Annotated in this window: 9 protein-coding genes; 8 read left to right on the top strand and 1 reads right to left on the bottom strand. The window is 71.1% G+C overall.

Going from position 1 to position 13,830, the window contains the following annotated elements:
* Positions 1-60 precede the first annotated feature (60 nt).
* Entirely contained in the window at positions 61-2,307 is a 2,247-nt protein-coding gene (locus ElP_RS01470) for a hybrid sensor histidine kinase/response regulator (RefSeq protein ID WP_145266574.1), read from the bottom strand.
* Between the two features lie 215 nt (positions 2,308-2,522).
* Here ElP_RS01470 and ElP_RS01465 point away from each other — a divergent pair, with 215 nt between their 5' ends.
* The 8 genes from ElP_RS01465 to ElP_RS01430 all read left to right on the top strand — a co-directional run bounded on the left by ElP_RS01465 (position 2,523) and on the right by ElP_RS01430 (position 13,726).
* Positions 2,523-3,779, top strand: coding sequence for a formylglycine-generating enzyme family protein (locus tag ElP_RS01465; protein ID WP_231749390.1), 1,257 nt, complete (start codon positions 2,523-2,525; stop codon positions 3,777-3,779).
* Between the two features lie 352 nt (positions 3,780-4,131).
* Positions 4,132-5,667 (top strand): sulfatase family protein, encoded by a 1,536-nt coding sequence (locus ElP_RS01460; RefSeq protein WP_145266572.1) that lies wholly within the window; start codon positions 4,132-4,134, stop codon positions 5,665-5,667.
* Positions 5,668-5,736: 69 nt separating this feature from the next.
* Positions 5,737-6,330, top strand: coding sequence for an HdeD family acid-resistance protein (locus tag ElP_RS01455; RefSeq protein ID WP_145266570.1), 594 nt, complete (start codon positions 5,737-5,739; stop codon positions 6,328-6,330).
* Positions 6,331-6,405: 75 nt separating this feature from the next.
* On the top strand, positions 6,406-7,893 hold the full coding sequence (locus ElP_RS01450) for a sulfatase (RefSeq protein ID WP_145266568.1): 1,488 nt from the start codon (positions 6,406-6,408) through the stop codon (positions 7,891-7,893).
* A gap of 186 nt (positions 7,894-8,079) precedes the next feature.
* Positions 8,080-9,501, top strand: a complete 1,422-nt coding sequence (locus ElP_RS01445; protein ID WP_145266566.1) for a sulfatase family protein — start codon at positions 8,080-8,082, stop codon at positions 9,499-9,501.
* Between the two features lie 63 nt (positions 9,502-9,564).
* The gene (locus ElP_RS01440) at positions 9,565-10,980 is read left to right on the top strand and encodes a sulfatase family protein (protein ID WP_145266564.1); all 1,416 of its coding nucleotides are present in this window, start codon (positions 9,565-9,567) and stop codon (positions 10,978-10,980) included.
* Positions 10,981-10,997: 17 nt separating this feature from the next.
* Entirely contained in the window at positions 10,998-12,599 is a 1,602-nt protein-coding gene (locus ElP_RS01435; protein ID WP_145266562.1) for a N,N-dimethylformamidase beta subunit family domain-containing protein, read from the top strand.
* Between the two features lie 11 nt (positions 12,600-12,610).
* On the top strand, positions 12,611-13,726 hold the full coding sequence (locus tag ElP_RS01430; RefSeq protein ID WP_145266560.1) for a mandelate racemase/muconate lactonizing enzyme family protein: 1,116 nt from the start codon (positions 12,611-12,613) through the stop codon (positions 13,724-13,726).
* Positions 13,727-13,830: the final 104 nt, after the last annotated feature.

Genomic DNA, 13,830 nt, shown 5'->3' with positions numbered 1-13,830 from the left:
GACGGGGACGGGCACGGGGACGCCTTCGCCCCTCGGGGCGATTCCCGGCGATCGATGCCCTCACTCGCCCCGGGTCGGGAGCACGGATCGGATCGCCTCGTCGAGTTGCGCCGCGACGACGGGCTTGACCATGTGCAGGTCGAATCCGGCCGAGAGGCAGCGGGCCCGGTCCTCCTCGGTCCCGTAGCCGGTCAGGGCGATGGCCGGGGCGGACCGGTCGGTCCCGAGTTGCTGCAACAGGTCCAGCCCGCTGCCGTCCCCCAGCTCCAGGTCGCTGACCAGCACGTCGTAGCCGCCCTCGCCGGCGGCCCGGAGCGCCGAGCGAAAGCTGTCGGCAGTCCGGACCGAGTAGCCGAGCCGGCCGAGCGACCGGGAGAGGGCCCGGAGCGAGTCTCGGTTGTCCTCGACCAGCAGGACCGAGCATGCCCCCCGGCCGTCGCCGCCAGGCCCGGGACGATTGGAGGGGTCGCCGGTCGGTGTCAGGGGGAGGGCAGGGGCCGCGGGCTCGGGGACGCTCCGAAGCTCGACTCGAAAGGTGGCCCCCCGGCCCGGCCCCGGGCTCTCGGCGACGAGCCTCCCGCCGTGGGCGTCGACGATCGAACGGCCGATGGACAGCCCGAGGCCGAGACCAGGGCTCCCCCGGCCCTGGCTCGGATCCCCCTGGGCGAAGGAGTCGAAGATCGTCTCCAGGTGGTCCGACGCGATCCCCGTTCCCTCGTCCCGGAACTCGATCGCGACGAGTTCGCCCTCGCGGTCGGACGTCCGGAGGGTCAGGCGAGAGCCCGGCGGTGAGGCCCGGCAGGCGTTGCTGATCAGGTTCCAGAAGACCTGCTGCAACCGGGTCGCGTCCCCCAGGACGTGGGGCCGAGACGCGTCCAACTCCTCGACGACGAACATCCCAGCGTCTCGGATGCCATCCTTGCAGAGGTCCACGGCCCGTCGGAGGACCGAGTGCACGTCGACCGGCGACAGGCTCAGGCGGAGCTTTCCCATGGTGATCCGGCTGAGGTCCAGCAGGTCATCGACCAGGCGGGCCTCCAGCAGGACGTTGCGACGGATCAGTTCCAGGGACGCCCTGAGATCCTCGGGCACCGGGCCGTGGTCCAGCTCGGTCGAGACGGTGGCCAGGACGGGGGTGAGCGGGGTCCTCAACTCGTGGCTCAGCTTGGCGAGGAAAGCGTCCTTGGCCTGGTTGGCCTGCTCGGCGGCGATCCGGGCGGTACGCTCGGCGTCGGCCCGGGCCTTCTCCGAGATGTCCCGGATGACGACCAGCTGGCTCCAGGAACGCCCCCGGGTCATCCGGGAAATCCGCACATCGAAGGTGGCGCCCGGGGCATCCCCCGAGGTCACCTCGAAGGCCAGCTCGGCCCCGTCCTCCTCCGGGGCACCCCGGCCGGAGAGCCCGAGCCAGGAGGGGAGGGCCTCGACCCCCCGGCCGATCACCCGCCCCTCGTCCTTGCCAATCAGCCGGAGCGCCGCCCGGTTTACGCCGACGACCCGGCCCCCGGCGTCGAGCACGATGATCGCGTCGAGCATCTCCTGGACGATCCGGGCGAAGCGGACCGGGGCCACGTCGACCAGGTGGAAGCGGTTCAGGGCGAAGAGGCCGAGCATCCCCGTCATCCCGAAGACGGCCGCCGTCAGGTCATACTGGCGGTAGGGCTCGGGGAGCAGGCCCATCATGTCCGCCACGTTGGTCAAGAACGGCGTGAGCACCCCGATCATCACCATCAGCACCTGGACCCGCAGCAGGCCGCTCAGCCGGGTCGACGCGTGGGCCAGCAGCCCGGCCGAGAGGGCCAGCAAGGCGTAGGCGTAGACCATGTGGCCCCAGAAGGCGTCGCCGTAAACCGGATCCATGAGGACGAATCCCCGGACCTCGGTCTCGCCGAACCGCTCGAACATCATGCCATGGTGGCGGTTCGTCGCCAGCAGGCCGATCACGACGGCCGGGACGAAGTAGACCCCCGCCACGAACCTGGGCGACGTACCGGCGCCGGTACCGGTGTACTCCAGCACGAAGATCAGGATCGAGGGCGCCACCAGGGCGACCGAGGCGATCTTGAGGCTGTAGAGGACGACCTGGGCGGCCGGGTCGACCAGCAGCGCCTCGATCCCCTCGCAGCCGGCCCAGAAGACCTCGGCGAGCAGGGTGGCCAGCAGGGGGGGCGCCGTCGGCTCCTCCCTCCTCCGCCAGACGAGCCAGGCCGCCCAGGCCGAGACGGCCGAGGCCAGCAGGAACGGGACCGAGGCCGGATTGGCCTGGAACAGGCGGCCGAGGCCATCCAGGGCGTGCTCGGTCGGCATCGCTCGAGCCCGGATCGGTCGTCGGGGTCCTCGGCCGCCGGTCCCGTCCGGCGTCGAATCCACTCACACTATCGTAATAATAAGGAATATACGAGGCTACTCCCGATTGTCCGACCCCGACGATCGGCCGATCGGGTGTTGGTCCCCCGTCCTGGGTCTCGTACCATTGGGGATCTCCCACCCGAGACCACTGATCTCCCTTCCGAGAGGCAACCGTGTCGAAGGCATCGAAGACCAAGAGCAAGGCCAAGGCCCCGGCACAGGCGGCCGGAACCGGCCCCTGGTGGTGGCTCCTGGCGCCCGTCGTCGCCGTCGCCGCCGTGCTGACCCTCTATTCGGGCTCGTTCTTCGTGCGTTCCGGGGGGGCCGGCGGCTCCCCCCGTTCGGTGGCGGAGTCCGACTCGTCGGCCGGTCGAGGTGCGGCCATCGCCCCGAAGCCGGCCGAGTCCCCCTCGAAGGGGAAGGACGCCCGCCCCGCGAGCCCCGAGCACTCGATCCGAGACGCCACGCCCCCCGGCCCTCCCCCCGGCGAGGGCATGGTCTGGGTCCCCGGCGGCACCTACTGGATGGGCACCGACGACCCCCAGTTCCCCGACGCGCATCCGGTCCACCTCGTCACCGTCGACGGCTTCTGGATGGACCGCACCGAGGTGACCAATGCCCAGTTCCGGGAATTCGCCGACGCCACCGGATATGAGACGGTCGCCGAACGCACCCCCTCCTACGAAGAAATCGTCGCCCAGCTCCCGCCCGGCCAGCCGAAGCCGCCGAGGGAGCAGGTCGAGCCGATGCTGGAACCGGGCTCCATCTGCTTCAGCCCCCCCGACCACCCCGTCCGGCTCGACAACGCCATGCAGTGGTGGGTCTGGCAGCCCGGCGCCAGCTGGAGGGAGCCCGAGGGGCCCGGGTCGAACCTCGAAGGCCGGATGGACCACCCGGTCGTCCACGTCGCCTTCGAGGACGCGATCGCCTACGCCGAGTGGGCCGGCAAGCGCCTGCCCACCGAGGCCGAGTGGGAGTTCGCCGCCCGGGGTGGCCTCGACCGCGCCACCTACACCTGGGGGGACGAGCGCCACCCAGACGGCCGGCCGATGGTCAACAACTGGCAAGGGGACTTCCCCCGAGAGGACACCGCCGAGGACGGCTTCGCCGGCGTCGCCCCCGTCGCCGAGTTCCCCGCCAATGGGTTCGGCCTGCACGACATGGCCGGCAACGTCTGGGAGTGGTGCGCCGACTGGTATCGGCCCGACTACTACCGGTCCAGCCCCCGGAGCAACCCGCCCGGCCCCGAGGACTCGATCGACCCGATGGAGCCCGGCGTCCCCAAGCGTGTCCAGCGAGGAGGCTCGTTCATGTGCAGCGACCTCTATTGCGTCCGCTACCGGGTCGGCACCCGGGGCAAGGGGGCGGCCGACAGCGGCCACCCCCACGTCGGCTTCCGGTGCGTCGCCGACGCGGGCCCGGTGGAGTGAGGCGGCCGGCCCGGCCGACCGGGGCCGGGCACGACGGCCGGCCGGGCCGGGCAGGGGAGGACCCCGGCCGGCGTCGGGGGTCCGCGGGGCGAGGCCGATCGGACTCGCCGGATTGGTTCGCATCGGGCCCCTCCGCGGCGGGGGAGAGGCCCGAGGGCCCGACCGGCCCCAGGCCGGCGTGGGACGCGATCGGCGGCCGACGCCCCACGCCCCGACGAGGCCACCCGCCGGAGGGTGGCCTTTCCATCCCCCCCTCCCGATAATGGGCCCCGATCACCCGGACGGCCGGGAGGCGGGCGGCGAGGGCCCGGCTCCCGCCCCGAGCCGAACTCCCCGACGGGAATCCTCCGCCATGACGGCCCGACTCGCACCCCCGATGCTCCTCTGCCTCCTGCTCCCGACCGCAGCGGCGGCCCAGGGGCCCGGCCTGGGGTTGCCGAAGCTCGGCGACGCAACGCCGCGCAACGTCGTCTTCATCCTTTCGGACGATCATCGGTTCGACGCAATGGGCTTCATGGGCCACCCGTTCCTGGAGACCCCGAACATGGACCGCCTGGCGGCGGGCGGCGTGCACCTGGCCAACGCCTTCGTCACCACCTCGCTCTGCTCCCCCAGCCGGGCCTCGATCCTCACCGGCCTGTACGCCCACAACCACCGGGTGGTCGACAACAACAACCCCGTCCCGCCCGGCACCGTCTTCTTCCCGCAGTACCTCCAGGCCGCCGGGTATGAGACCGCCTTCGTCGGCAAGTGGCACATGGGAGGGGGCTCGGACGACCCCCGGCCCGGCTTCGACCGCTGGGTCAGCTTCCGGGGCCAGGGCTCCTACCTCCCCGGCCCCGACGGCCTGAACGTCGACGGCGTCCGGGTCCCCCAGCGGGGCTACATCACCGACGAGCTGACCGACTACGCCGTCGACTGGCTCGAGGGCCGATCGGGGGACACGCCCTTCTTCCTCTACCTCTCCCACAAGGGCGTCCACGCCGAGTTCGAGCCCGCCGGGCGCCACAAGGGCGCCTACGACGACGCCGAGTTCACCCCCCCCGACACGATGGACCCCGAGTTCGAGGGGTTCCGGGACCGCCCGATGTGGGTCCAAAACCAGCGGAACAGCTGGCACGGGGTCGAGTTCCCCTACCACAGCACGCTCGACGTCTCCGAGTTCTACGAGGACTACTGCGAGACGCTGCTCGGCGTCGACGAGAGCATCGGCCGGGTGCTCGACACGCTGGACGCGATGGGGGTGCTCGACGAGACGGTGGTGATCTACATGGGGGACAACGGCTTCGGCTTCGGCGAGCACGGCCTGATCGACAAGCGGGTCGCCTACGAGTGGTCCATGCGCGTCCCGATGCTCATGCATTGTCCCGACCTGTTCTCGCCGGGCACGAGGGTCGAGCAGGTCGTCGCCAACATCGACGTCGCCCCCACCATCCTCCAGGCCGCCGGACTCGCCGCCCCCGACCACTTCGACGGCCGCAGCGCGCTCGGGCTCGCCGCCGGGGAGGACGTCGAATGGCGAGACTCGCTGCTCTACGAGTACTACTGGGAGCGGAACTTCCCCCACACGCCGACGATCTTCGCCCTCCGGACCGATCAGTATAAATTCGTCCGCCCCCACGGGCTCTGGGATCTGGACGAGCTGTACGACCTCCGGGCCGACCCCGCCGAGACGACGAACCTGGTCTTCAGCCCCGAGCACCAGGAGGTCCTCCGGACCCTCAAGGGCCGGCTCTTCGACACGCTGGAGGGGACCGGCGGCATGACCGTCCCCATCTATGCCGACCGGGGCGGCTCGCAGAACCTCCGCAACGCCGACGGCTCCCCCGCCGCCGAGTTCCCCGAGCCCCTCCTGCGTCGGGTTCCTCCCGACCGGGAGCGTCCGTGACACGGAGGGTGCCCGACTCGCCCGACGGAGCGCGCCCCGCCCCAACACCCCCTTACGGGAGCGACTCCCATGACCGCATTTCCGACCTCCTCGTCACCCCTGGGCGAGGCCGCCCGCCAGGAACTCGGCCGGATCCGGAAGAACTGGATCTGGTTCCTGGTCCTGGGGATCCTGACCATCGTGCTGGGCGTGTTCCTCATCGCCACCCCGCTGCTCGGCTCGCTGGCGGCCGTCTGGATGATCAGCGTCCTGCTCATCGCCGGCGGCATCGTCCAGTTCGTGGGGGCGTTCTCGACCAAGGGCTGGGGGGGGTTCTTCCTCTCCCTGCTGGCGGGAGTGCTCTACGTCGGCCTCGGCGTCCTCATCGTCGACCGGCCGGTCACCGCGCTGGAAGTCCTGACGATCGTGATCGCCCTCTCCCTGGTCATCGGCGGCCTGTCCCGGATCATCGTCGCCGCCAGCGAGCGGTTCTACGGTTGGGGATGGACGGCCCTCAGCGGGGGGATCTCGCTGCTGCTCGGCGTGATGATCTGGCGGCAATTGCCGACCTCGGCCTTCTGGGTCATCGGCCTGTTCCTCGGCATCGAGATGCTCTTCACCGGCATGACCTGGGTCATGCTCGCCCTGGGCCTGAAGAGCCTGCCGAAGCCCGAGTCGAGCTGACCCCGCCCCCGGCGACCGCAGTCGCGTCGGCCCGCCCTCGTCGCCTTGACACTCGCAATCGCCGGAGGAGACCCGATGACGCGGCTCGCGATCGCCCTCGCCTCGTGCCTGCCGCTCCCGGTGGCGCCGGCGAAGGCCCCGGCGCCACCGGAGCGGCCGAACGTCCTGTTCCTCGCCATCGACGACCTGAACGACTGGGTCGGCTGCCTCTCCGGCCACCCGCAGGCGAGGACGCCGAACCTCGACCGCCTGGCCGCCCGGGGGACGCTGTTCACCAACGCCCATTGCCAGGCGCCGCTCTGCAACCCGTCCCGCACCAGCCTCCTGACCGGCCTGCGGCCCTCGACCACCGGCGTCTACGGTCTCGCGCCGTGGTTCCGGACGGTCGAGGAGTTCGACGAGGTCGTCACCCTGCCGCAGCACTTCCGGGAGAACGGCTACGCCGCCCTGGCGACCGGCAAGATCTACCACGGCGGTTATCCCCCCGAGGCCGACCGCCCCCGGGAGTTCGACTCCTACGGCCCCGCCGCCGGCGTGGGCGTCCGTCCCGAGGAGAAGCTCATCGGCCCCACCCCCGGCGGCGACAACCCGCTGATGGACTGGGGCACCTTCCCCCACCGGGACGAGGACAAGGGGGACTACCGGGTGGCGACCTGGGCCGTCGAGCAGCTCCGTTCCCTGCCCGACGACGAGCCCTTCTTCCTCGCCGCCGGGTTCTTCCTGCCGCACGTGCCCTGCTACGCCTCGCAGCGATGGTTCGACCTGCATCCCGATGATTCCCTGATCATGCCCCGCGTCTTCCGGGGCGACCGGCAAGATACCCCCGAGTTCTCCTGGTTCCTGCACTGGTACTTGCCCGAGCCCCGCCTCTCCTGGCTGGAATCCGGCGGCACCTGGCGGTCGCTGGTGCAGTCGTATCTGGCCAGCACCAGTTTCGTCGACGCGCAGGTCGGCCGCATCCTCGACGCCCTGGAGTCCTCCGGCCGCCTGGACGACACCGTCGTCGTGCTCTGGTCCGACCACGGCTACCACCTCGGCGAGAAGGAGATCAGCGGCAAGAACACCCTCTGGGAGCCTTCCACCCGCGTCCCGCTCGTCTTCGCCGGCCGGGGCATCCCGGCCGGGCAGGCCTGCGACCGCCCCGTCGAGCTGCTCGACGTCTTCCCGACCCTCATCGACCTCTGCAGCCTGCCGCCCCGCCCCGGCCGCCCCCTGGAGGGCCACAGCCTCGCCCCCCTGATCGAAGACCCGCAGTCCGATCGCCCCTGGCCGGCGATCACCACCCACAACCAGGGCAACCACGGCATCCGCACCGACCGCTGGCGCTTCATCCGCTACGCCGACGGCTCCGAGGAACTCTACGACCTGGAGGTCGACCCCGAGGAGTGGACCAACCTCGCCCTCGACCCGGGGTACGAACCCGTCCTCGCCGACCACCGCCGATGGCTCCCCGAGGTCGATCGCCCCCCCGCGCCCGGCAGTCAGCACCGCGTCCTCACCTATGACGGCACGACCGTTATCTGGGAAGGCAAGCCCATCGACCCGGCCGAGCGGATGCCCTGAGGCCGTCCCCCGTGGCGGCGTCCCGCCCCCCCCGATCCGGGCGGCCGATCACGGAGCGGAGATGGCAGATGCCGGACCTCCCGACCCCGAGCGGCGGGCACGCCACAGGCCCCGACCCGATCGGCCATCGCTGATCTTCCATGCGTCAGCCCGGATCCACCTTCGCCCCCCGACCGGAGCCCCGCCATGCCCCGGATTTCCCCGAGCCTCGCACTCAAGATCGTGCTCGCCCTCGCGGCCTCGACCCCCCGGCCCTCGATCGCGATCGGCCAGGACCGCCCCCCGAACGTCGTCATCATCTTCACCGACGACCAGGGCTACGCCGACGTCGGCGCCTTCGGTGCCGAGGGCTTCGAGACGCCGAACCTCGACCGCATGGCCGCCGAGGGCCGCACGTTCACCGACTTCTACGCCGCCCAGGCCGTCTGCTCGGCCTCCCGGGTCGCGCTGCTGACCGGCTGCTACCCGAACCGGGTCGGCATCCAGGGCGCCCTCGGGCCGGGCTCGAAGATCGGGATCAATGAGCAGGAGATGACGATCGCCGAGCTGCTCAAGCCACTCGGCTACGCCACCGCGATCTACGGCAAGTGGCACCTCGGCGACGCCCCGAGGTTCCTCCCCACCCGCCACGGGTTCGACGACTACTTCGGCCTCCCCTACTCGAACGACATGTGGCCGAAGCACCCCACCAACCCCTCGGCCTACCCGCCGCTCCCCCTGATCGACGGCGAGACCGTCGTCGAGACCGACCCCGACCAGCGCAACCTCACCACCTGGTACACCGAGCGCGCCGTCGAATTCATCGACGCGCACGCGGATGATCCGTTCTTCCTCTACGTCCCCCACAGCATGCCGCACGTCCCGCTGTTCGTCTCCGACAAGTTCGCCGGCAAGTCGGAGCGGGGGATGTACGGCGACGTGATCATGGAGATCGACTGGTCCGTCGGCCAGATCCTCGACGCCCTCCGCCGCAACGGACTCGACGAGGAGACCCTGGTCGTCTACACCTCCGACAACGGCCCCTGGCTCTCCTACGGGGATCACGCCGGCTCCGCTGGGCCGCTTCGGGAGGGCAAGGGCACCAGCTTCGACGGCGGCCAGCGCGAGCCCACCCTGATGCGGTGGCCCGGCCGCGTCCCCGCCGGCTCGACCTGCTCCGAGCCCGCCATGACCATCGACCTGCTCCCCACCATCGCCGCCCTCACCGGCGCCACCCCGCCCGACCACCCGATCGACGGCCTCGACATCTCTCCCCTCGTCTTCGGCGAGCCCGACGCCCAGTCCCCCCACGACGCCCTCTACTTCTACTGGGGCCGGGAGTTGCAGGCCGTCCGCTCCGGCCGCTGGAAACTCCACTTCCCCCACTCGTACCGCAGCCTCGAGGGGGAAGGTGGAACCGGCGGCCGGCCCGCTCCCTACGTCCAGCGCGAGATCGGCGAGGCCCTGTTCGATCTCCGCTCCGACGTCGGCGAGTCGACCGACGTGAAGGCCGACCACCCCGAGGTCGTCTCCCGCCTCAAGGACCTCGCCGACCGGGCCCGGGCCGAGCTGGGCGACTCCGCCACCGACCGGCAGGGCTCCGGCGTCCGCCCCCCGGGCCGCTTGTGAGTTGCATCGTGGCCGCCGCCACGGCATCCTCGGGGGCACGCTCGCCCCCGAGGAGGCCCTCCGATGATCCGATCCGCCCTCGCGCTCGCCGTCGCCCTGCTCGCCCTGCCCCCTCGCCCCGCCCCCGCCCGGCAGGACGGGCCGCGACGCCCTCCCAGCATCCTCGTCCTCCTCGCCGACGACGTCTCTTGGAAGGACTTCGGCTGCTACGGCCACCCCACCATCCGCACGCCGAACATCGACGCCCTCGCCTCCGGCGGCCTCCGGTTCGCCAACGCCTTCCTCACCACCTCCTCGTGCAGCCCGACCCGGGTCAGCGTGCTCACCGGCAAGTACCCGCACGCGACCGGCGCCGAGGACCTGCACATGAACCTCCCCGAGCACGAGGCGATCCTCCCCTCGCTGCTGAAGGCCGTCGGCTACCACACCGGCCACATGCTCAAGACCCACTACGGCCCCGCCGGCGACGCGCAGTTCGACTGGTACGGCACGCAGGTCGTCGCCTTCCCCTCGTTCCTCGACGAGGCCGGCGACCGGCCGTTCTTCACGTGGGTCGGATTCCGCGACGCCCACCGGCCCTACACCGAAGGGGCGATCGACGACCCCCACACCGACGCCGATGCCGTCGTCCCCCCCTTCCTCGCCGACACCCCCGAGACCCGGTCCGACCTCGCCCTCTACTACGACGAGATCGCCCGGATGGACGGCCACATCGGACGGATGGTCGCGGAACTCGAGGCCCGAGGCCGCCTCGACGACACCCTGATCGTCTTCTTCGCCGACAACGGCATGCCCTTCCCCCGGGCCAAGGGCACCCTCTACGACTCCGGGATCGGCACCCCGCTCGTCATGTCCTGGCCCGATCGGATCGACCCCGGCACCGTGCACGAGGGGCTCGCCTCGGTCATCGACCTCGCGCCCACGTTCCTCGAACTCGCCGGCCTCCCGACGCCCGCCGACATGCAGGGGAGGAGCATGGTCCCCGTCCTCGACGACCCCTCGAACCCCGGCCATGCCGCCGTCTTCAGCGAACGCAACTGGCACAACTGCGACGAGCACATGCGGAGCATCCGCACCGAGCACTACAAGCTGATCCGCAACGCCTACCTCGACCTGCCCCATGGAAGCCCCTCCGACGTGAGTAGCTGCCCCTCATGGGACGCCCTGCTCGCCCTCAAGGCCAAGGGCGCACTCTCCCCCGCCCAAGCCCAGCTCTTCCAGGTCCCCAGGCCCCCGATCGAGTTGTACGACCTCCAGTCCGACCCCTCCGAGTCCGACAACCTCGCAATCCTCCCCGAACACGCCGAGATCGTCTCCGAGTTGGCCGGGCGCCTCGACGACTGGGCCGCCGCCACAGGGGACTATCCGCCGACCTATCGCCGCCGCGCCGACAACTGCGACCGCGTCACCGGCGAGAAGTTCTCCCAGGACATCGCCCCCATGACCGACCCGCTCCCCCCCGGCTTCGGTCGCCGCTGATCGGAGTTCTCCTGCCCATGCTGATCGGTTTCGTGAGCGACGAGCGATACGTCGCGCTGCCCGACGTCTCGTTCGAGTTCCTCGGCCCCTCCGGATCGGTCGCCGCCCGGTCCCGGGCCGACGGCTCGGTCCACGCCGCCCTGATGCCGGGGCCCTACGTCGTCACCGTCAACGCCCCCGGATACGGGGCCAAGCGAGTCCGCCTCGACTGCCCGACCTCGAGGCCCTACCACTTCCGGATGCTCTCCGACCGCCTGCTCGGCTACGCCTGGCCGAAGTGGACCCGATCGGGCGAGGAATCGGAGTTCCGCGTCCATTCCCCGGAGCCGTATCGACTAGACCTGTCCCGGTACGGGCTCGACGTGGAGCACGTCCGCAACCTCGGCTGGCACGACGAGCACGGCCCCAGGGCCACGGCCCAGATCACCCCGGACGGCGACTACACCCGGGGCGGCGTCCGCTGGAACAGCGTCGGCTACCCCAGCAAGGTCCACCGCCAGTACGTCACCGCCCCCGACCGATCGGGGCTCTACTACTTCCGGGCGCAGACACGATCCGGTCTGGACTTCGCCTTCCCCTGGGTCGTCGCGCCGTCGAGGCCATCGGCCCCGATCGCCTTCCTCACCGCCACCATGACCTGGAACGCCTACAACGCCTTCGGCGGCCGATCGAACTACATCAGCCCCGACGCCCTCCCCCCCGAGCCCACCGTCAATTCCCGGCAGGAGCTGGCCCGCTACACCGACCCCGACTTCGTCACCTACGACGCCGACTCCTACGCCCTGCTCTCCTTCGACCGGCCCGACCCGAACACCCACATCGACCCCGGCGAACTCCCCACCGACCCCATCGAGGGCCGGGCCGCCTGCCACCTCGCCCCGGCCGAGTGGCGGATCCTCGCCTGGCTCGAACGCGAGGGCATCCCTCACGACGTCTACGCCGAGAACCAGCTCCACGACGGCACCCTCGACCTCGACGCCTACCGCGTCATCGTCCTCGCCCCGCACCCGGAGTACTGGACGAAGGCGATGTATGATCGCGTGAAGGCCTGGGTCGACCACCACGGCGGGCGCCTCGCCTACCTCGGCGGCAACGGCGTCAATTGCGAGGTGACGCTCCCCGACCCGTCCACCATGATCGTCCACAATGGCCGGGAGCGGGACGTGTACCCGAAGGGCCTCGACAGCCGGTTCCACCTGACCGCCGGCGTCTCCGAGGCCACCCTCCTCGGCGTCGCCTTCTCCTACGCCGGCATCATGACCTCCACCCCGTTCCGGGCGACCGACTCCTCCCACTGGGCCTTCTCCGGCACCGGCTTGAAGGACGGTGACCGCTTCGGCACCCGGAGCCTCCATATGAGGTGCGAGGGGGGGGCATCGGGCCACGAGACCGACAAGGTCACCCCCCACTCTCCCCCAGACGTCCGGGTGATCGCCCGGGGGGAAAACCCCGACGACGGCGGCGCCCACCTCTCCCTCTATACCACGCCCTCCGGGGGAGCCGTCTTCGCCGCCTCGTCGATCACCTACCCGGCCTGCCTGCTCGTCGACGCGCACGTCTCCACCATCACCGCCAACGTCTTCCGCCGGTTCCTCGACGACGGACCGGTCTCGCCCTGAAGGATCCCCCGATGAAGATCACCCGCCTCGAGGCCATCCCCGTCTCCGTCCCCTTGAAGGCCGGTCTGACCACCCGGACCGCCCACGGCGACCACGTCACCTCCGACTACGCGATCGTCCGCGTCCACACCGACTCCGGCCTCGTCGGCCTGGGCGAGGCGACCGTCTCCCCGATCTGGAGCGGGGAGACGAACCGGTCGGCCGTCGTCGCCGTCGAGCAGATCCTCGGCCCCGCCATCCTCGGGATGGACCCGACCCGCGTCCACTCCTGCCGGTTCGCGATGGACCGCGCCCTCAAGGCCAACCCCTTCACCAAGTCCGCCGTCGAGATGGCGCTCTGGGACCTCGCAGGTAAGGCCGCCGGCGTGCCCGTCCACCAACTCCTCGGCGGCAAGCTCCGGGACTCGATCCGCACCAAGATGATGATCGGTGCCTTCGACCCGCCCCAGGCCGTCTCCCTCGCCGAGCGGTTCCTCGGGTGGGGCGTCACCTGCCTGAAGGTCAAGGTCGGCCTCGACCCCGCCGGCGACGTCGCCCGGGTCCGGGCCGTCCGCGAGGCCGCCGGCCCCGACATCCCCATCACCGTCGACGCCAATTGCGGCTGGGACGTGCCCGCCGCCCGATACGCCCTGGAACGGCTCAAGGCCTTCGACCTCCTCGTCGCCGAGCAGCCGCTCAACCCCGTCCTCGACGACGCCACCCGAGATCTCCGCTCCCTCGGGCTCGCCATCATGGCGGACGAGAGCGTGTGGACGGCCGCCGACGCCATGCGCGTCTGCAAGGCGAACGCGGCCGACGTCATCAGCCTCTACCCCGGTAAGAATGGCGGCCTGCTCGCCTCGATCGAGGTCGCGCACGTGGCCGCCGCCGCCGGGATCCCCTGCCACATGGGCAGCAACCTGGAGCTGGGCATCGCCAGCGCCGCCATGCTCCACCTGGCCGCCGCAGTGCCCAACATCCGCAGCGACCGCTTCCCCGCCGACATCCTCGGTCCCAACTACCACGAGGCCGACCTGCTCACCACGCCCCTCCGCCTCGAACCCGAGGCCGCCATCGTCCCCGACTCCCCCGGCCTCGGAGCCGAGCTGGACGAAGGCCAGTTGGACCGATTCCGCGTCGACCGCTGACCGGGCGCGCCTTTCGTGCGACCACCGGAGGCGGGGTGTCCTCGCGACGCCGAGTTCCTTCGTCTCCCGGCGCTCCTCGTCCTTCTCCCCCGCGGTGGGGGCGA

Source organism: Tautonia plasticadhaerens (genome assembly GCF_007752535.1).
In the GTDB taxonomy this organism is placed as follows: Bacteria; Planctomycetota; Planctomycetia; order Isosphaerales; family Isosphaeraceae; genus Tautonia; species Tautonia plasticadhaerens.
The sequence above is the reverse complement of the archived record's forward strand: the minus strand, read 5'-3'. Positions and strand labels throughout refer to the sequence as shown.

Coding starts and splice junctions, on each gene's coding strand:
- ElP_RS01470 (WP_145266574.1), bottom strand. CDS start 2,307: ATGCCGACCGAGCACGCCCTGGATGGCCTCGGCCGCCTGTTCCAGGCC.
- ElP_RS01460 (WP_145266572.1), top strand. CDS start 4,132: ATGACGGCCCGACTCGCACCCCCGATGCTCCTCTGCCTCCTGCTCCCG.
- ElP_RS01455 (WP_145266570.1), top strand. CDS start 5,737: ATGACCGCATTTCCGACCTCCTCGTCACCCCTGGGCGAGGCCGCCCGC.
- ElP_RS01450 (WP_145266568.1), top strand. CDS start 6,406: ATGACGCGGCTCGCGATCGCCCTCGCCTCGTGCCTGCCGCTCCCGGTG.
- ElP_RS01445 (WP_145266566.1), top strand. CDS start 8,080: ATGCCCCGGATTTCCCCGAGCCTCGCACTCAAGATCGTGCTCGCCCTC.
- ElP_RS01440 (WP_145266564.1), top strand. CDS start 9,565: ATGATCCGATCCGCCCTCGCGCTCGCCGTCGCCCTGCTCGCCCTGCCC.
- ElP_RS01435 (WP_145266562.1), top strand. CDS start 10,998: ATGCTGATCGGTTTCGTGAGCGACGAGCGATACGTCGCGCTGCCCGAC.
- ElP_RS01430 (WP_145266560.1), top strand. CDS start 12,611: ATGAAGATCACCCGCCTCGAGGCCATCCCCGTCTCCGTCCCCTTGAAG.